The following is a 19,299-nucleotide window of genomic DNA, read 5'->3' as shown; positions in this document are numbered from 1 at the left end:
AATGTCAGAACTACCAGCTTACGACGGTGAATTGCCCCGCTCCCAAGCGGCGGCGACTATTCCGGTCCGGGTCGTTTCCGAGGAACTTCCGCAGGTCGACGCGCTGGGTCTCTACGAAGCCCTTGCCCGTACCCGGGAACAAGGTGACGTCTATCTCTTCGAAAGCCTCGACGGCCCCGACCAGGACCGCCACTACGCCGCCGTCGGCTACGGCCGCCTCGCCGAACTGCGCGTTCACGCCGACCGGCTGGAACTCGTCGCCTCCGGCCCCCTCGGTGACCGGCTGGCCGCCGCGGTCTCGGCAACGACCGGGGAAGCGGGCGCGGTTGCGGATGCGACGGGTGCCACCCGCCAGTGGCCCGTGCGCGAACCCGGCACGGTCTGGCGCATCCTGCGCGCCGTCCAGGCCCTGTTCGACGTCGACACCGCCGTCCCCACGGGCACCTTCGCCTTCGGATTCCTCACCACGCTGTCGTACGAAGCGGCCTGGGCGATGGAGGAACTCCCGTCCGCCCAGCCCGAGTCGGGCCTCCCGCGCTGCACGCTCACCCTCTTCAAGGACACCATCTGGTACGACCTGAAGAGCGGCGGGGTTCATCATCTGGCCGCCCACGGGCCCCAGTTGCCGAAGGAGGCGGGCAGGCCGGCACTGCGTACTGTCGTCGACGCGGTACGGGGACAAGGGGCGGCCGACGAGCGCATACCGGAGGCGCCCGTCGCCTCGTCCGTACGCGACACCGTCGACGAGGCCACCTTCATCGAGCGCGCCGAACGCTGCCTCCACCACATCGGCATCGGCGACAGCTACCAGATCCAGATCGGTCACCGGATCGACGTCGAGACCGAGCTGACGCCGCTTGAGGTGTACCGGCGGCTTCGGCACCGCAACCCGTCCCCCTATATGTATCTCGTGCCCTGGGCGGGGCGGACCGTCATCGGTGCCAGTCCCGAGCTGTTCATCCGGGTCGAGGACGACGCCATCTCCATGCGGCCCATCGCCGGGACCGCGCGCCGCGCCGACGACCCGGCCGAGGACGCACGCCGGGTCACCGAACTGCGCGAGAGCGCCAAGGAGCAGGCCGAGCACGTCATGCTCGTCGACCTGTGCCGCAACGACATCGGCCGGGTCTGCGAGCCCGGCACGCTCTCCGTCGACACGATGATGGAGGTCGAACCCTTCGCGTACGTCCACCACTTGGTGTCCACCGTGTCCGGCACGGTCAGGAGCGGTACGGACGTGTGGGCGGCGATCTGCGCCACCTTCCCGGCCGGCACCATGACCGGCGCGCCCAAGCTGCGCGCCATGGAGATCATCAACGACATCGAGGACCACCCGCGCGGCATCTACGCCGGCGCCCTCGGCCTCGTCGACGTGCGCGGCTTCGCGGTGCTCGCGCTGTGCATCCGCACCGCCGTCCACGACGGGGTCCGCTACAGCACCCAGGCCTCGGCCGGGATGGTCGCCGACTCCGAGCCCGCCGCCGAATGGCGCGAGACACTGGCCAAGATGAGCGCCACGTACTGGGCGCTGACCGGCGAGGAGCTCCAGAAGTGAAGGTCCTTCTCGTCGACGCGTACGACAGCTTCAGCCACATCATCGACCAGTACCTGCTCAGCCTCGGCGCCGAGACCGAGGTCGTGCGCTCGCGCACCCGCTCCGTGGAGCAGCTCGTCTCCTCCGCCCCCGACGCGGTGGTCCTCGGCCCCGGCCCCGGGCACCCGGCGGACTCCGGGCACGTCGAGCTCGTGCACGCCTTCGCCGGACGGGTGCCGCTGCTCGGCGTCTGCCTCGGGCACCAGGCGATCGGGCTCGCGTACGGGGCGAAGATCGCGGTGGCCGAGCGGCTGATGCACGGCAAGACGAGCCCCGTGCGGCACGACGGGCTCGGCGTCTTCACGGGCGCGGCCCACCCGTTGACCGTGACCCGCTATCACTCCCTGATCGTCACCGAGCCGCCGGCCGCCGAGCTGGACGTTTCGGCCACGTCCGAGGACGACGGGTACGTCATGGGCGTACGGCACCGTTCGCTGGCCGTCGAGGGGGTGCAGTTCCATCCGGAGAGTGTGATGACCGAGGGCGGGATGCGGCTGTTCTCCAACTTCCTGGAGGGGGCGGGGGTGGCCGGCGTCGGCCGGTAGCGCGGTCGCGCGCCGCGCTGGATGCGGTAGGCCGGCTGCGGGCTGCCGGGTGCCGTTTGCGCAGTTCCCCGCGCACCATGAACCCGCTTTCGGCCGCGGGCCGGCCGTGGCTGGTCGCGCAGTTCCCCGCGCCCCCGGCAGGGCCGATGCCGTCCCGCACTGAGGCATTTCGGCCTGTTCGGCGATTACGGACGCGAGCCCACTCCTGGGCCGTCCGGCATGTGAGGACGAGCGCCCTTGAGGCGCGATACGAGATCTGGGGCGGAGCCCCGGCACTGACCCGCTCGCAGCATGCCGCCCATGTCACTGACCACTCTCGAAAGGACCCAGCCATGTGGCTGCCCAGCACCGGCCCCGCCGCGGACTTCGCCGCGCGCTACCTGGAACTTCACCGGGCCTTCTACGACCGCACCCTCACCGACACCGCCCTGCGCGACTGGCGTACGCGACAGCTGGCCACCGTCCTTGAACAGGTCAGCACTCAATCCCCGTTCTACAAACGGCACTTGAAGGACGCCGACCTGGCGTCCGTGACTCCCGACGACCTCACCTCGCTCCCCTTCACCACCAAGGAACACCTGCGTGAGGAGATGCTCGACGTCCTGAGCCGGCCACTCGCCGACTCCCTCTTCTTCTACGAGACGACCGGCACCACCGGCCGGGCCACCCCCTGCCCGCGCGACGGGCGCGAGATCGTGGCGAGCAACGCCCACATCACGGAATCCTGGGCGTCGATCTTCCGCCACCACTTCGGCGAACACGCCCCGCGCATCGGCCTGATGGGCCCGACCGAGGTGCACTCGTTCGGCGACACCCTCGGCGACATCGCCCGCAACACCGGCTCGATGAACGCCAAGATCTGGCCGTACTCGCCCGTCATCGGTTTCGAGAAAGCGCTCCAGCTGATGAAGGACCTCGAACTGGAGGTCATCTGCTGCACGCCCGGCGTCGCGCTCACCCTGGCCAAGGCCGCCGAGCACTACGGCTACGACCTGCGCGAGGACTTCTCCGTCAAGCTCCTGTTCGTCACCGGCGAGATGTGCACCCCGGCGCTCGCCCACAACCTGGAGACGGTCTGGGGCGCCGACGTCTACAACATCCTGTACGGCTCGCAGGAGGCGTTCGTCATCGCGACCGCGTGCCGCAACAAGCGGATGCACCTGTCGCAGACGAATTACGTCATCGAGGTCGTCGACCCGGAGAAAGGCGAGTCCCAAGGGCCGCGCGGAAGTGGTGAGTTGACCGTCACCATGCTGGTCGACGGGGTGAAGCCGCTGGTGCGCTATCGCACCGGAGACGCGGTCGTCGTCGAGGAGTCCGACTGCGGGTGCGAGATGCCGGGCGATCTCGTACGCATCGTCGGACGCACCCTGGACCGGCTCGACCTGGGCGGGCGGCGGTTCACCGCCGGGCAGATCGAGACGGCCGTCATGACCGGGGTCACCGGGTCCGCCGGGTACCAGGTGGTCATCGAGCGGGACGAGGCGTCCGGGCAGGACCGGCTGACCGTACGCCTCGAACTGCTCAAGGGTCTTGTCGACGATGCCGGGTCCCTGCGGGATGCGGTGCGGGCCAGGGCCTCCGAGGCGCTCGGGGTGCCCGTCGCCGTCGAGCTGAGCGACGGGCTCGACCCGATCGTCAGCACGGGGGCCTTCGTCAGCTGGAAGGCGGCCCGCATCGTGGACCGGCGCACCGCGCCGGACCACGAGACCCGGGTGGCACAGAAAATGGCGGCGAACCGTGGCTACGACAACTGACCCGGGGGCGCTCGCGGGGGTGCTCGCCGAGGAGTACACCGCGCGCTGGAGCGAGCTCACCGGACGCTGGGCCTCGCGACCCGGCACCACTCTGGGCACGCTCGGCCCTGCCGGTACGTCGAGCGACCTGGCCGCGCGGTTCCTGGCGGCGGAGCACGGTCTGCGGGTCGAACTGTTCGCCACATTCGACGACGTACTGGATCAACTTCTGCGTGAGCGAGTGGAGTTGGCGCTCGTGCCCAGTGCTTACGGCGGGCTCACCGGGTTCCACTGGCATCGGGATCTGCGCCTGCGGGCGTTCTTCCCGCAGGCCACGCCCGAGTACGGGATCGCTGCGGCGCCCGGCGTGCCGCTGCCGCCGGGGGAGGGGCCGGTGTCCGTCGCCGCGATGTGGGAGGTGCGGCGGATCTACGCGGAGGTCGTACCGGCGTCGCTGCGGGGGCGGGAGGTCGTGTGGGTGGAGGCGTCCTCCACTCAGCACGCGGCGTCGATCCTCGCGGACGGGGGTGCGGAACTGGCCGTCACCAACGCGCCGGGTGTGCGTGCGCACGGCTTGCGGTGGGTGGCCACGCGGCCCGGCGCGGAGATCATCTGGACGCTGTTCGGGCGGGCGGAGCGTGAGCCCTCCGGGGGGAGTGGGTAGATGGGGGGTTCGCTCCGGCCGAGCGGGCTTGGTGTGCGGTGCTCTGGCCGCGGATCGTGGGTGGCCGCAGGCTTCCCCGGACTGTGCCCCGGACCCCCGACGGCCGTCAGGCTGCGGACCGTGCGTGGCTGCTCGCGCAGTTCCCCGCGCCCCTGGCAGCGCTGGTCATGGCCGGCACCGGAATCTTCAGCCTGTCAGCCGATGGCAGACCCTGGCTCCCGCTCACCCAGCCCGTCCGGCGATTGAGGACGAGCGCCCTTGAGGCGCGAAAACGGGGTCTGGGGCGGAGCCCCAGGGGGTGCGCTCGGTACTGCGGAATTCATTACCACTGGTTTGGAGAACCCATGTCACGCAAGACCCTGCTCCACCGAGCCACCGTGCAGGAGGGCCTCGGGCGAGCCTCGCTCCCCAACCGCAGCGTGCTGATCGACGGCGGGCGCATCGAGGCCGTCCTCCCCGAAGGCCTCGCCCCCCTGCACGCCGACGGCATCGACGTGCTCGACCTCGACGGCCGCACCGTCATGCCCGGCATGACCCTCGGCCACACCCACATCGCCTACCTGAACGTTCTCGACGGGCGGGAGATGCTGTTCAAGCACTCGATCCCCGAAGTCACCCTCGCCGCCGCCGAGAACACCACCAACCTCCTCGCGCTCGGCTACACCGCGTTCGTCGGGGCCGGATCCGTCGCCGGGATCGACATGGCCCTGCGGCGCGCCGTCAACTCGGGACGCCTCGCCGGGCCCCGGATCACCCCGTGCAGCCGGGACCTGATGGTGTCCGGGCCGCCCGAGCGCCGTAACCCCGAGGTCAAGAAGCGGATCCCGTCCGATCTGATGCGGCTCGCGGACACCCCGGAGGAGATGGCCGAGTACGTCGCCGGCGAGATCGCCCAGGGCGCCGAGATCGTCAAGGTCTTCTCGTCCGGGGACGACACCTTTCCCAATGGGCGGTCTCATGAACTCCTCTTCACCGCCGAGGAGTTGAAGGTTGCCGCCGACACCGCCCACCGGCTCGGCGCGAAAGTCCGGGCCCACTCCCGCGGGCTCGGCGGGATCCGCAACGCCATCGCCGCGGACGTCGACGTCATCGATCACGCCACCTACGCCGACGACGCCGCGCTCGACGCCATCGCCGAGCGCGGGATCTTCGTCGTGCCGAGCCTCTACCAGCCGCACATGCTGCTCACCACCGGCGCCGAGCACGGCAAGACCAGCGAGTACCTGGAGACGCTGGAGTTCGAGGCCGAGATCGACAACACGCTGCGGATCCTGCCGCTCATGGTGGAGCTCGGCATCCCGGTCGTGGCCGGTGACGACTTCGGCTTCGCCTGGACCCCGCACGGCACTTACGCCAAGGAACTCGAGCTGTACGTCACCATGGCGGGCATCCCCGCCCCCACCGTGCTGACCTGGGCCACCGCCAACGGCGCGCGGCTCGCCGGGCGCGGGGACGACGCCGGTGTGGTCGCGGCGGGCCGGCTCGCCGACCTCGTCGTCACGGACGGCGACCCCGCCGACGACATCACCGTCCTCAGCCGCCCCGGCGCCATCGAACTCGTGCTGCTCGGTGGCGCCCCCGTGGCGGGCGACCCCACCCCCTTCCGTACCCGCGTCCCGGCTGGAGCCTCGTGATGAGCAGGACCCGAGCTGTACTTCCCGTCCTCCCGGTCCTCGCGGTGGGCGCGTTCGCCATCGGCACGGACACCTTCGTGGTGGCCGGGGTGCTGCCCGAAGTCGTCGAGGGACTGAAATCCAGCCTTGCCGATGTGGGGTGGGTCAGTACCGTCTTCGCGCTGACCTACGCCGTGCTCGCGCCCGTGCTGGGCGCGCTCACCGGGCGGGTCGATCGGCGTACCGTGCTCGTCGTCTCGCTCGTCGTCTTCGCGTTCGGAAACGCGGCGTCCGCGCTCGCCCCGAGTCTCGGCTGGCTGCTCGCGGCCCGGGTCGCGACCGCAGCGGGCGCCGCGCTCTACATCCCGGCGGCCTCCGCCTCCGCCGCCGCCCTGTCCGCGCCCGAGCGGCGCGGCCGGGCCATGGCGGTGGTGCTCGGCGGGCTTTCCGCGGCGACCGTCGCGGGCGTGCCGTTCGGGACCTGGCTGGCCGCCGACCTGGGATGGCGCTCCACGTTCTGGCTCCTCGCGGGACTCGGCGCGGTGTGCGCGGCCGCCGTCGCGGGCGGGCTTCCCGAGGTGCGGCTGCCCGCGTCGCCCGGGCTCGCGGCCCGGCTCGCCCCGGTGCGGGACGCCCGCGTCCTGTTCACCGTGCTCACCACCCTGCTGTTCATGACCGGCGGCTATCTGGTCCTGACGTACATCGGCGCGGTGCTCGCCCCGGCCACCGACGGCAACGGCACCACGCTCGCGCTGCTGCTCCTCGTCTTCGGCGTGCTCGCGGTGGGCGGTACGGTCCTGGGCGGCCGGGCCACCGACCGGTTCGGCGCGACGCCCGTGCTGCTCGCGTCCGTCGCGGGGCTTGCCGTGGTCCTGGCCACCCTGCCCCTGACCCGGGACGGGCTGGCCACCGCCGTACTCGCCATGGCCGCCTGGGGCATCACCGCGATGTCCACCCAACCCCCGCAGCAGCACCGCCTGTTCGCGATCGCACCCACCTCCGGGCCGCTGCTCCTCTCCCTGAACTCCTCGGCCACCTTCGCGGGCATCTCCCTCGGCGGCTTCATCGGCGGCCGGGTGATCGCCCACGGCGGCGCACACGGCCTGGACCGGCTCGGCCAGCTCGGCGCGGTCCTCGCGGTGCTCGCCCTGGGGACGGCGCTCATCGGCGTACGGGTGAAGGACGGGGGCCCGGCGGCCGGCCGACAGGCCCCCGCCGCGCCCGCCCCGGCGACCGGGAAGTCCGGCTGAGAGGGGGCGGGCCGGGCCCCAAGTGGACTTCTGGATTTCCCGGGAATTGGCCACAGCCGCGCCCCTGCCCGCTCCCTAATGTCGGACCGTCATCAGCGGTCCGCCCCGAAACAGCCACGACCGGTCACGGACCAGCCCCGGACCGGACCGGCCACGGAACCGAAGGAACCCACCTCCATGGAGACCTCCCCCAGCAGGCCCGGCCTCGCCGGCGCCCTCACCGTCACCATCGACGCGCGGCTCGGCGAGCGGGTGCCCGGCTATGTGCTCGGCCTGATCGCCGTACCGGACGTCGATGTGGTGCGGGAGTCGGAGAAGGTGGACGCGCGGCTCACCGCCGCCGAGGACGCGCTGCACACGGCCGGGCTCAGCAAGGCGGACGTGTCCGCGCTGCCCGCGATCGCCGCCTGGCGGGACGCCTACCGCACGGTCGACGTCAACCCGAACAAGTTCCCCTGCGCCGCCGAGTCGGTCCTTCGCCGGGTGGCCAAGGGCGACCGGCTGCCCCGGATCAACGCCCTGGTCGACCTGTGCAACGCGGTCTCCCTGGACAGCCGGCTGCCCGTCGCGTCCTGCGACGTGGGCGACATCCAGGGCGGGCTGGAGGTGCGGCTCGCGTACGGGAACGAGGTCTTCGCGCCGCTCGGCGCACCCGACGCCACCGAGACCCCCGAACCGGGCGAGGTCGTCTACGCCGACGGGCAGGGCCGCGCGCACTCGCGGCGCTGGAACTGGCGCCAGGGCGACGTGGTCAAGACCGACGTGGGCCGCCGCAGGCTGCTGCTCACCGTGGAGTCCGCGCACGAGGGCGGCCGGGCCGTCGTCGACGAGGCCCTCGACCGGCTCGTCGTGGCGCTCACCGAGCTCGGCGGCGAGCCGGGACGGCCGCTGGTGCTCGACCGGACCGCGCCGAGCGGGGAGCTGTTCACCGCCCCGTCGGCCGCGACCGTCCGCTGATGCCGCAGCCCACTCTCCGGAGGAGTCCGGAATCGGACCCGGAACCCGGACTCGTCTCTCGTATGAGGAGCACCGCATGAACCCCTCGATCCTGGTGGTCTACCGGCCCGCCGCGGGGCGCTACACCGCCCAGTTCCGCAGTGTCGTCGCGGCCGCCGCCGAGCTCGGCGTGGCCAGTGTGGTGCTGCTGCCCACCGGCTGGGAGGCACCCGAGGCCGACGGGCTGCCCCAGTACCACGCCGACCTGGACGACACGGCGGCCGTGCGTGCGGCGGTCGGCGCCATCGTCGCCGAGCACCGCATCGAGCGGATCTTCCCGCTGTTCGAGGGCGACGTGCTGCCCGCGAGCCGGGCCCGCAGGGACCACGGCATCCCCGGCCTCACCCCCGACCAGGCACTCAACTTCCGCGACAAGAACGTCATGCACCGCAGGGCCGAGGAGCTCGGCGTGCGCGTCGCCCGCTCCTGCCGCCCCGACACCGTGACGGCCGTCGCCGAGTTCGCCGAGGAGGTCGGCTACCCGGTCGTCATCAAGCCGTACGCGGGCTGGGCCTGCGGCAACACCTACCGCGTGGACGACCGGGACGGACTCGACCGCGTCTGGAGCGAGATGGGGGACGACCGGCACGAATACCGCGTCGAGGAATTCGTCCGCGGCACCGAGTTCCACGTCGACTCCCTCTTCCAGCGCGGCGAGGCCGTCTTCGAGCAGCTCTCCCAGTACACCTACTCCGTCCTGGAGTACCGGGACGAGCCCGGCGGCACCATCTCCCGCAAGCACGACCTGTCCGAGCGCGAGCGCCGCATCCTGGAACTGAACAGGGTGGTGCTGCGCGGGTTCGGCCTGAGCACCGGTGTCGTGCACGCCGAGTTCTTCCTCCTCGACGACGGCGAGATCGTCTTCGGCGAGGCGGGCGCCCGGGCCGGCGGCGGCTCGATCGTGCCCGCCATCGAGGCCGGGCGCGGCATCAACCTCGCGGGTGAGTGGTGCCGCCTGGAGCTCGACCCCGAGCACCGCCCGGCGGCCCGGCTCGGCCCGGAGGTCGGCACGGAATACCTCTCCTCCGGGGAGTACGGGACGATCACCGCCATCACCTCGGCGGCCGAACTCGTCGCCCTGGAAGGCGTGGTGGACGCCGACGTGTGGAAGCACGTCGGCGACGTCCTCGCCCCGCCGACCGCGTCCAACGACGTACTCGGCTGGTACGTGTGCGAAGGCGTCGACTTCGAGGACGTGAAGGCCCGCTTCAAGACCGTCCGGGACAGCTTCCGCGTCGAGACCGAGGCCTAGAGCCATGGTGTGGGTCGCGCGCTTCAAGGAACTCCCGCTCGCCTTACGGGTGTTGTTCCTCGCCTCCTTCGTCAACCGCGCCGGCATGTTCGTCTTCCCGCTGCTCGCCGTCTACCTGGTGCGCGGCAAGGACCTCAGCCCCGGCGAGGCGGGCCTGCTCATCTCCATCGGCAGCACGGGCCTCCTGGTCGGCAGCCTCCTGAGCGGCCCGCTGTGCGACCTGAAGGGCCGGCGTACGGCACTGCTGAGCGCGCTGATCCTCAACGCGGCCGGCTATCTCGGCCTCGCCCTGCTCGACGGCGCGCCCTGGACGTACGCGGCACTGCTCTTCGTCGCCCTCGTCGGCATGGGCATGTTCAGCCCGGCCTCCAACACCCTGGTCGCCGACCTCACCACCCCCGAGCAGCGCCCGTTCGCGTACACGATCAGCTACGTCGGCAACAACCTCGGCATGGGCGTGGGCCCGCTCCTGGGCGGGGTCGCCGCCGCGTACTCGTACCACGTGATGTTCGCGGGCAACATCCTCGCGGGCCTGCTGTGCGCTGCGATGATCACGCTCTGGGTGCCGCGCGACCGGCGCGCCAAGAAGCCGGAGGACGCCAACTCGTCCAAGGAAAAGGGGAGTTCGGGTCTGCTCGGGCACCATCATGTCCTGCTGCTCGTGCTCGTCTCCTTCTTCTACGTCGTGCCGCTCATCGGCCTCGAATACGCGCTGCCGCTCGCGGTGACGACCGTCCTGCACGACTCGGCCGGTCTGGTCGGCGCCGTCTACACGATCAACAGCGTCGTCGTGGTGAGCCTCGGGCTGTTCATGGAGAAGAACATGCGCGGCTACGGCACCAAGACGCTGCTCATGGTCGCGGGGCTGTTGTGGACGCTCGGGCTCTGCGTGATCGTCTTCGGGTTCTCGCTGCCCGCGCTGCTGCTCTCCACCGTGGTGTGGACGCTCGGCGAGATCATCGTGTCGGTCGTCGTGCCCACCTATGTCGCCGACCATGTGGACGAGCGCCGCGTCGGCAGCTTCATGGCCCTGAACGGCTTCGTCCTGGGCCTGGCCCGGCTCGTCGTGCCGGTCGGTCTGGGCGTGCTGTGGTCGTCCGACGGCTACCGGCCCGTCTTCGTGACGCTGCTGCTCGCCCCGCTCATCGGCATGGCCGGCTTCGCGCTCCTGCGGATCAGGCCGTCCGCCGCGCTCAGGACCGGCGCCGACGCGGAGCCTAAGGCGGCCCCGGCGAACACCTAGACCTCCCCCGTCCGAGTCACTCCGTACCGGCTCCACTCCACTCACAGGAAAGTGTCCATGTCCCAGACGAAGTTCCTCCTGTCCGAAGCCCAGATCCCCACCACCTGGTACAACGTGGTCGCCGACCTGCCGAAGCCGCTGGACCCGATGCTGCATCCCGGCACCCGCGAGCCCATCACCCCGGCCGACCTGGAGCCGCTGTTCCCGGCGGAGCTGATAGCCCAGGAGTTCTCCACCGACCGCGAGGTCGACATCCCGGGCGCCGTCATCGACGTCTACCAGCAGTGGCGGCCGAGCCCGCTGGTGCGGGCCCGGCGCCTGGAGAAGGCTCTCGACACCCCGGCCCGCATCTACTTCAAGAACGAGGGCGTCAGCCCGGCGGGCAGCCACAAGCCCAACACCGCGATCCCGCAGGCGTACTACAACAAGCAGGCGGGCGTGGAGCGCCTCACCACGGAGACCGGCGCCGGGCAGTGGGGCAGCTCCCTCTCGCTCGCCTGCCAGTACTTCGGCCTCGTCTGCGAGGTGTACATGGTGAAGGTCAGCTACCAGCAGAAGCCGTACCGCCGGGGCCTGATGGAGACGTTCGGCGCCAGCGTCACCGCGAGCCCCAGCGAGCTCACCGAGGCCGGGCGCGCGGCGCTCGCCGCCGACCCGAATTCCCCCGGCAGCCTGGGGCTCGCCATCTCCGAGGCCGTCGAGGCGGCCGTGAAGAGCGGCGGCACCGCCAAGTACGCGCTCGGCTCGGTGCTCAACCACGTCCTGATGCACCAGACGATCATGGGCAAGGAGGCCCTGCTCCAGATGGAGCTGGCCGAGGACTACCCGGACATCGTGATCGGCGCGGCCGGCGGCGGCTCCAACTTCGGCGGGCTCGCCCTGCCGTTCCTGGGCGAGCAGATGCGCGGCGGCCGCTCGGTGCGGGCGATCGCGGTGGAACCGTCGTCCTGCCCGACGCTGACCAAGGGCACGTTCGAGTACGACTTCGGCGACACGGCGGGGATGACGCCGCTCACCAAGATGCACACGCTGGGCCACGACTTCGTGCCGCCGAGCATCCACGCGGGCGGGCTCCGCTACCACGGCATGTCGCCGATCATCAGCCAGCTGAAGGAGCTCGACCTCCTGGAGGCGCGGGCCGTGCCGCAGACCGCCTGCTTCGAGGCCGGCGTCACCTTCGCCCGCAACGAGGGCATCGTGCCCGCGCCCGAGTCGACCCACGCCGTGCGCGCGGCCATCGACGAGGCGCTGGCCTGCAAGGAGTCCGGCGAGTCGAAGAGCATCCTGTTCTCGCTCTCCGGGCACGGCCACTTCGACATGCAGGCGTACATCGACTACTTCGCCGGAAAGCTCAAGGACTGACCGACGGTCCGGGGGAGGGGCGGGCCGCCACGGCCCGCCCCCGTGGGACCAGTAGGCAAGGGGGGAAGCACATGCAAGGAGCAGTACGTACCGAGAAACCCGTCATCCTCGGCATATCGGGGTCCGAGCGGGCGGGCGGCAACACCGATCTCGCGCTCGACTACGCCGGAGAGCTGGTGCGGGGCCGGGGAGCCGCGTTCCGCACGGTGTATCTGCGCGACCACCGCATCTCGCCGTGCAGCCCGTGCGGCGACTGCAACAGCCGCACCATCCCGTGCGCGCTGCCGGACGACATGCCGGCCATCGTCGAGGAGATGAAGCGCGCCGACGGCATCATCTACGCCGTGCCCGTGCACGGCTTCGGCCTCGCGCACCTCATGCAGATCTTCATCGAGCGGGCGGGCGTCGGGTTTCTGCGCTTCGACCGCCCGCTGGCCAACAAGGTCGGCGGCATCATCGTCACCGGCCGCCGCTACAGCGATGCCTCCGTGCACAACCAGCTCGTCGACAACCTGCTGCTCAACCGGATGATCCTGGTCGGCAGCGGCTTCCCGGCGCTGATCCGCAACACCGCGCCGGAGCCGGGCCTGAACGACACCGAGGGCCTCGACGCCCTGGAGCGAATGACCCACCGCATGATCGACATGACCCTGCTGCTGCGCAGGCACCGCTCGGCCACGGGCGAGCCGGTGCTGCCCCTGGACGACCGCAACGAGCGTGTGGAGCGCAGCCGTTCCGTTTCCTGAGCCACTGATCGCCATCACCGAGGAGAGCCCCGTCATGAGCACCACCACCCCCGCCCTGGTCGGCATCGACTTCGACGCCATCCCGTGGGAGAAGTGGGACAAGCCCGGCGCCGTCGGCCGGGTGAAGATCGCCTACACCGGCGGACGCAGGGTCCGTCTGCTCGAACTGCCCCCCGGATTCAACGAGTTGAAGTGGTGCGAGCACGGCCACCAGGGCTATGTGCTCCAGGGCGAGTTCACGATCCACTTCGACGACCGCTCGGTGCCGTGCCGTCCCGGCATGGGCTTCGTCATCCCCGGCGACGAGCGGCACCGCTCGCAGGGCTCCGACACCGAGCAGACCGTCGTGTACGTGATCGACGAGGTCCCCGCCCCGTGACCGGACCGGAACGCATCGACGAGCTGCGCGTCTCCATCGACGCCCTGGACCGGCAGATCATCGCCCTGCTGGCCCAACGCACGGCTGTGGTACGGGAGTTGACAGAGTTCAAGAACGACGAGGAGACGGTTCGCTCGCCCGGCCGGGTCGCCCAGGTCATCGACAAGGTGCGGCACCTCGCGGCCGAGGAGGGCATGCCGCCGGGCATCGCCGAGAGCGTCTACCGCACCCTGATCACGGAGCTGACCGATCTTCAGATGGGTCTGCTCGCCGAACGCCGGGCCGCCGCGGCCGACGCCCGGAAGGTCCGCGAGGGCGCGGCATGACAGGGCGCCGGCTCGCCGATCTCCGCACCGCGCTCGCCGGGCTCGATCCCATGCCCGGCGAGCTGGTGCGGGAACGGGAGGAGGTCCCGGCCCGGTTCGGGGTCTCCGCCCGGTACGCGAAGTGGGCCGGGACACCGGCCCCGCCGCCGACCGGCCCCGGCCCCGCCGTCCTCTTCGAGCGGGTCGGGCCGAGCGGCCGGGCGGTCCTCATCGGCCTGTACGGAACCCGGCGCCGGGCGGCGGCCCTGCTCGGGACCACCCCGGCCGAACTGCCGCACCGGCTCCTGGCCGCGGTGGCCGCGCCGGTCCCGCCGGTGCGCACCCGGGGCGGCCGGGAGCCCGCGCGCACCCTGCTCGCGCCGGACCTGACGGCGCTGCCCGTGCCGGTCCTGACCGGCGAGGACGCGGGCCCGTACCTGACGCTCGGCGCGGTCCTGGCGACCGACCCCGACACCGGCGTACGCAACCTCTCCGTCCACAGGATGTGCGTCCAGGGGCCCGACCGGCTCTCCATCTGGATGGTGCCGGGCCGCGACCTGGAGGCCGCCCACCTCGCGGCCCGCCGCCGGGGCGCGAACCTGCCGGTGGCGATCCACGTGGGCCTCGGCCCGGCGGTGCTCCTTTCGTCGTGCTGTCCGACATCCCTGGTACCGGCGGGTGTTGACGAACTGGCGGTGGCGGGCGCGCTGGGCGGGGCTCCGGTCGAGCTGACGGACTGCCGGACCGTGGCGGCGGAGTGCATCGCGCACGCGGAGTATGTGATCGAGGGCGAGCTGGTGGGCGATGTGGCTCCGGAGAATCCCCGGGGGCCTTATGCCACACCGGAGTTCCTCGGGTACCAGGGGCGGGCGCACCCCGGTCTGCCGACCGTGCGGGTCACCGGGATCACGGCCCGCGACGGTGCCATCTTCCAGACCGTCTCGGGGCCGGGGCACGAGCAGTCGGTGCTGCTCGGCTTCGGGATGGAGGCGGCGGTGCTCGCGCGGCTGCGGGAGCTGGACGCTCCGGTGCGGGCCGTGCACTGCCACACGGCGGGGGGCGGCCAGCTCATGGTCGTACTCCAGTGGCGGTCCAAGCGGTCGCCGGCGGACGACGAGGCGGTGCGCAAGGCGGCCGAGTCGGTCCTGGAGGAGTTCCGGATGGCCAAGCTGGCCGTCTCGGTGGACGAGGACGTCGACGTCGAATCGGACGCGGACCTGTGGTGGGCGATGACCACCCGGCTCCAGGCCGACCGCGACGTGGCGGTCCTGCCCGACCGGCTCGGCTTCCCGCTGGACCCGACGCAGTCCCCGGCGTACTCGCCCACGGTCTCGGCCGACGGCCGCACGGCGAAGGCCCACTTCGACTGCACGGTGCCGTATGCGTTGCGGGACCGCTTCCACCGGCCGCGCTTCACGGAGCCCTAGCGTCGACGCACCGTGGCTCAGCGGCAGGCGGACGCTCCTCCCGTCGCTTCCCGTACCGCGTCCGCCAAGAGGTCGACGCCTCGGGTGATGCGCGGCGCGGGCAGGGCCGCGTAGCCCATGAGGAAGGTCGGCTCGGCGGGCGGGTCCTGGACGAAGTAGCCCGACGCGGGGTAGATCCGCACCCCGTGCCCGGCCGCGACCTCGGCGATCCGCTCCTCCGGGATGCCGCGCGCGCCGGTCAGCGTGACCAGGACGTGCAGGCCCGCCGCCTCGCCGGAGATGCGGACCTCGGCCCCGAAGTGCTCGTACAGCGCTTCGAGGAGGCGGCTTCGGCGCTGGCGGTAGAGGCGGGTCATGCGGCTGATGTGGCGGGCGTAGGCGCCGGTGGAGATGAAGTCGGCGAGGGCGTCCTGGGCGACCGTGGGAGTGAGCCGGTCGGTGATCCACTTGATGCCGAGGAAGGGCTGCACCAGGGGCTGCGGCAGGACCGCGTAGCCGATGCGCAGCGCAGGGAAGAGCGTCTTGCTGAAGCTGCCGACGTAGACGACGGTGTCGCGGTGCCGCTCGGCGGCGAGCGCGGGAAGGCGCTCGCCGGTGAACGTGAACTCGTTGTGGTAGTCGTCCTCCAGGACGACCGCCCCGTGTTCGTACGCCCAGTGCAGGAGCCCGCGCCGTCGTCCCTCGGACAGGATGACGCCGGTGGGGAACTGGTGCGAGGGCGTCACGTACACCAGCTTCACGCGCGCCGGGTCGTGCCCGTGCGCGCGTACGCAGGCGTCGATGTCGCCCACCCGCAGGCCCTGTTCGTCCACCGGAACGGGCACCACGCTCGCCTGCGAGCAGCCGAAGACCTGACGGAGCACGGTGTGGCTCGGGTCCTCGATGACCACCACATCGCCCGGCCCGACCAGCATCCGGACCAGGATGTCGAGGGCCTGGGTGGCGCCGCTGGTCACCATGATGTGGTCGGGCGAGGCGTCCAGGGCCCGGCTCTGGCGGACCAGCGTGGCGATCTCGGTCCGCAGCGTGGGCGAGCCCTCGGCGGGCCCGTACCCGAGGGCGGCGACGTCGGCGCGGCCGTACGCGTCGTGCAGCGACTGGCGCCAGCGGGCGACGGGGAACTCGGCGAGCGCCGGGGTGCCGTGCCGGAAGTCGAGGGCGGTGCTCGGGTGGTGCGTGGGCGGCGGCTCCCAGGGCTGCCACAGAGCGCTGCTGCCGTCGGTGGCGCGGGGCGGCTGGGGTGCGAACGCGGCCTTCGGCGTGGGGCGTTGGGGCGGGGCGGCCGCCTGGGGCGCGACCTTCGTGCCCGAGCCGCGCCTGGCCGTGATGACGTTGTTGGCCCGCAGCAGTTCGTAGGCCCGGGTGACGACGGTCCGCGACACGTCGAGCTGCTGGGCGAGCTCGCGCGAGGCGGGCACGCTGTCCCCCGGCCGCAGTTGTCCGGCCCGGACCAGCGCCGTGATCTGGTCGCAGACCTGCTGCTGCAACGGCGTACTCCCGTCCCGGTCGAGGACGATGAGCAACTCCGACGACCCCACGCCTTCCCCCCTCCGGCAGGTACTTCTGCCGAGTCTGCCACGGCGTGGGGCCGGGACCGGATCACGTCTCGGCGACGGCCTCCAGCGGGCTCAGCGCGGCGGCCCTGCGGGCCGGGACGGCCGCCGCGACCACGCCGATCGTGAGCGAGACGAGGCACACGAGCAGCAGCGTGCCCCAGGGCAGAGAGAGGGAGTACTGCGTCATCGCCCCGCCCGCGAGCGAGCCGACCGCCCAGGCGCCGAACAGGCCGCCCCCCAGGCCGAGCAGCGTGCCGAACGCGGCGACGGTCACCGCTTCGAGCCGGATCATCCGCCGGATCCCGGACCGGTCCATGCCGATGGCGCGCAGCACGCCGATCTCGCGGGTGCGCTCGGCGACCGACATCGCGAGGGTGTTCACGATGCCGAGCAGCGAGATCACGACCCCGATGGCGAGCAGCCCGTACATCAGGGTCAGCAGCTCGCCCAGGGACCCGGCGGCCTCGTGCACGAGCTCCTCGCGGTCCTTGACCTGTACGAGCGGGCTGTTGCCGGTGGCGGTGCGCAGCCGGTCCCCGGTGGTCTTCGAGACGGCGCCGCCGTCGGTGCGCACGAGGATCCGCTGGACGGTGCCGGGCTTGAAGCTGTGCTCCTGGACCTCGCTGCGGGCGCCGAGCGCGTCGTCGGCGATGGGATTGTCCCGGTAGACGCCGACGACCGTGTACGGCTTGAAGTCGTTGCCCGGGCCGATGTGGGCGTTGACCGTGCCGCCGGTGCTCACGCCCTGCTCCCGGGCGACGGAGCTGGAGAGGGCGATCCGGCCGGGCCCCAGATCCTTCGACGAGCCGCTGACGAAGTCGAGTTGTACGACCCTGTCGACGGTGGCGGGGTCGACGCCGGAGATGCTGCGGACAGTGCCGCCGGTGAACAGGGTGGAGTCGGCGACGGCGGAGGCGGTCTCCACGCCGGGGGTGTCGGCCACGCGTTTCAGGGCGGCCGGGTCGATGGCGGTCGTGGTGGTGCGGCTGCCGATCACGTAATCGGCACTGAGGCCGGACGCGGCCTGGCGGTCGAGTGCCCCCGAGGTGGAGTCGCCGATGACCGCGAGCCCGGCGACCAGCGCCGTACTGATCATGAGGACGGACGCGGTGGCCGCCGTACGTCGCGGATCCCGGAGGGCGTTCTCGCGGGCGAGGCGCCCGGTGACCCCGAACCGGCCGGTCAGCCGACCGCCGAGCCGGATCACGGGGACGGCGAGCAGCGGCGCGAGCGTGATCAGGGCGGCGACGAGCAGAGCGCAGCCGGCCATGGCGTTCTGGAGGTTGGCGTCGGAGGCGTCCTTGGCGCCGGTGAGCGAGACGAGCAGCCCCGCTCCGGCGACGAGCAGGATCGCGCCGAGTGCCGTGCGTGTCCGGGACGCGGCGGGGGTGGGCGGCTGCTCGGCCGAGCGCAGCGCCTCGATGGGCGCGATCTTCGCGGCCCTGCGGGACGGCAGCCAGGCGGCGAGCACGGTGATGCCCACGCCGACGCCGAGCGCCGCCACGACCGGACGCGCTCCGATCACCAACGGACCGTGCGGGAGCGGGTCCTGGGCGGTGCCGAGCAGGTCGGGCAGTACGGAGGCGATGCCGAGCCCGGCGACGAACCCGGCCGCCGACGCGGCGAGCCCGACCAGAACGGCCTCCCACAGCACGGACCGCACCACCTGGCGGCGCGTGGCGCCGATCGCCCGGAGCAGCGCGATCTCGCGGGTCCGCCGCGAGACGAGCATCGTGAAGGTGTTGACGATGAGGAACGACCCGATGAACAGCGCGACCCCGGCGAAGATCTTCGGCATCTTCTGGTGGCCCCGGGTCATCATGTCGACGTTCGTCGCCTGCTGGGCGGCCTGCGCGGCGCCGCTGGTGGCGAGGGCGCGGTCGGCCGGGAGCAGGGCGGTGACCTGGTCGGTCCTGGCTTCGCCCGCGAGATCGATCGAGGTGTAGTGGCCCGGGGTCGTGAACAAGCGCTGCGCCGTGGCCTTGTCGAACAGGGCGAGGGTGCCGCCCGCGGTCACCCGGGTGTCCTCGGTGGTGACGATGCCGACGAGCCGCTTGGTCATGACGGGCCCGTCGGTGGCGAGCGTGACCAGGTCGCCGACGCGGAGATGCCCGGCGTCGGCGGTGCCGCGGTCGACGGCCATCTCGCCGTCGTTGGCGGGCGCGCGCCCCTCGGCCAGGGGATAGCGGCTGTCCTTGCCGTCCGCGTTCGGTACGTAGGCGGCGGCGAGGTTGGCCCACGCCTTGCCGGCCCGCAGCGGGCTGCCGTCGGCGGCGTTGAGGGTGGCCGAGCCGTCGACGGAGGGCCGCACGGCGGTGACTCCGGGCACGCCGGCCAGCTTCCGTACGAGGGCGTCGTCGAGCACGTCGGCGGGCCGGTCGGCGGGGGTCCCGGGCGGGGGGTCCTTCGGGGTCACGGTGACCGCGATGCCGGCGAAGTTCTTCGACGCGGCGCCGCGGTAGGCGGCGGCGGAGGACTCGGCGAAGACGAGGGTGCCGCAGACGAAGGCGACACCCAGACAGACCGCGAGGACGGTCATGACCAGACGGGCCTTGTGCGCGAGGACGTTGCGCAGGGCGGTTCTCAGCATGGGTGGACTTTCAGCAAATGGCCGATGGGACACATGAGGTG

General features: G+C 71.9%; 16 protein-coding genes. 14 read left to right on the top strand and 2 right to left on the bottom strand.

Annotated features, from left to right (window positions below; translation table 11 throughout):
• The first annotated feature begins 31 nt into the window (after positions 1-31).
• From ABD346_RS22470 to ABD346_RS22405, 14 genes are all read left to right on the top strand, one after another.
• Positions 32-1,555 carry an anthranilate synthase component I family protein gene (locus tag ABD346_RS22470; protein WP_344377091.1) on the top strand — a complete coding sequence of 508 codons (1,524 nt, stop codon included), beginning with the start codon at positions 32-34 and terminating at the stop codon, positions 1,553-1,555.
• Positions 1,552-2,139, top strand: a complete 588-nt coding sequence (locus tag ABD346_RS22465; RefSeq protein ID WP_344377090.1) for an anthranilate synthase component II — start codon at positions 1,552-1,554, stop codon at positions 2,137-2,139. Before ABD346_RS22470 ends, ABD346_RS22465 begins: the two co-directional genes overlap by 4 nt.
• Positions 2,140-2,471: 332 nt before the next feature.
• Positions 2,472-3,896 carry a phenylacetate--CoA ligase family protein gene (locus ABD346_RS22460; protein ID WP_344377089.1) on the top strand — a complete coding sequence of 475 codons (1,425 nt, stop codon included), beginning with the start codon at positions 2,472-2,474 and terminating at the stop codon, positions 3,894-3,896.
• Entirely contained in the window at positions 3,880-4,539 is a 660-nt protein-coding gene (locus ABD346_RS22455; protein WP_344377088.1) for a hypothetical protein, read from the top strand. The genes ABD346_RS22460 and ABD346_RS22455 overlap by 17 nt, the downstream gene beginning before the upstream one ends.
• A 344-nt stretch (positions 4,540-4,883) precedes the next feature.
• On the top strand, positions 4,884-6,173 hold the full coding sequence (locus tag ABD346_RS22450; protein ID WP_344377087.1) for an amidohydrolase family protein: 1,290 nt from the start codon (positions 4,884-4,886) through the stop codon (positions 6,171-6,173).
• The gene (locus ABD346_RS22445) at positions 6,173-7,402 is read left to right on the top strand and encodes an MFS transporter (protein WP_344377086.1); all 1,230 of its coding nucleotides are present in this window, start codon (positions 6,173-6,175) and stop codon (positions 7,400-7,402) included. Before ABD346_RS22450 ends, ABD346_RS22445 begins: the two co-directional genes overlap by 1 nt.
• Before the next feature lie 177 nt (positions 7,403-7,579).
• Positions 7,580-8,359: a B3/B4 domain-containing protein gene (locus tag ABD346_RS22440; protein WP_344377085.1), complete on the top strand. Its 780-nt coding sequence runs from the start codon at positions 7,580-7,582 to the stop codon at positions 8,357-8,359.
• Positions 8,360-8,435: 76 nt separating this feature from the next.
• The gene (locus tag ABD346_RS22435) at positions 8,436-9,650 is read left to right on the top strand and encodes an ATP-grasp domain-containing protein (protein ID WP_344377084.1); all 1,215 of its coding nucleotides are present in this window, start codon (positions 8,436-8,438) and stop codon (positions 9,648-9,650) included.
• A gap of 4 nt (positions 9,651-9,654) precedes the next feature.
• Positions 9,655-10,893 (top strand): MFS transporter, encoded by a 1,239-nt coding sequence (locus ABD346_RS22430; RefSeq protein WP_344377083.1) that lies wholly within the window; start codon positions 9,655-9,657, stop codon positions 10,891-10,893.
• 57 nt (positions 10,894-10,950) lie between these two features.
• Positions 10,951-12,255, top strand: coding sequence for a TrpB-like pyridoxal phosphate-dependent enzyme (locus ABD346_RS22425; protein WP_344377082.1), 1,305 nt, complete (start codon positions 10,951-10,953; stop codon positions 12,253-12,255).
• A 71-nt stretch (positions 12,256-12,326) separates the two neighbouring features.
• A complete protein-coding gene (locus ABD346_RS22420; protein WP_344377081.1) occupies positions 12,327-13,001 on the top strand; it encodes a flavodoxin family protein in 675 nt (224 codons plus the stop codon).
• Positions 13,002-13,035: 34 nt separating this feature from the next.
• The gene (locus tag ABD346_RS22415; RefSeq protein WP_344377080.1) at positions 13,036-13,380 is read left to right on the top strand and encodes a cupin domain-containing protein; all 345 of its coding nucleotides are present in this window, start codon (positions 13,036-13,038) and stop codon (positions 13,378-13,380) included.
• Positions 13,377-13,706 carry a chorismate mutase gene (locus ABD346_RS22410; protein WP_344377079.1) on the top strand — a complete coding sequence of 110 codons (330 nt, stop codon included), beginning with the start codon at positions 13,377-13,379 and terminating at the stop codon, positions 13,704-13,706. The genes ABD346_RS22415 and ABD346_RS22410 overlap by 4 nt, the downstream gene beginning before the upstream one ends.
• A complete protein-coding gene (locus ABD346_RS22405; protein ID WP_344377078.1) occupies positions 13,703-15,112 on the top strand; it encodes a UbiD family decarboxylase in 1,410 nt (469 codons plus the stop codon). Before ABD346_RS22410 ends, ABD346_RS22405 begins: the two co-directional genes overlap by 4 nt.
• A 17-nt stretch (positions 15,113-15,129) precedes the next feature.
• Here the strand turns inward: ABD346_RS22405 and pdxR are convergent, their stop codons facing one another.
• Both pdxR and ABD346_RS22395 read right to left on the bottom strand, forming a co-directional pair.
• A complete protein-coding gene (gene pdxR, locus ABD346_RS22400) occupies positions 15,130-16,650 on the bottom strand; it encodes a MocR-like pyridoxine biosynthesis transcription factor PdxR (protein ID WP_344377077.1) in 1,521 nt (506 codons plus the stop codon).
• A gap of 61 nt (positions 16,651-16,711) precedes the next feature.
• Positions 16,712-19,258, bottom strand: coding sequence for an ABC transporter permease (locus tag ABD346_RS22395; RefSeq protein ID WP_344377076.1), 2,547 nt, complete (start codon positions 19,256-19,258; stop codon positions 16,712-16,714).
• Positions 19,259-19,299 lie beyond the last annotated feature (41 nt).

Source organism: Streptomyces mauvecolor, assembly GCF_039532965.1.
Taxonomy (GTDB): domain Bacteria; phylum Actinomycetota; class Actinomycetes; order Streptomycetales; family Streptomycetaceae; genus Streptomyces; species Streptomyces violascens.
This window is presented reverse-complemented; position numbering and strand designations above follow the sequence as displayed.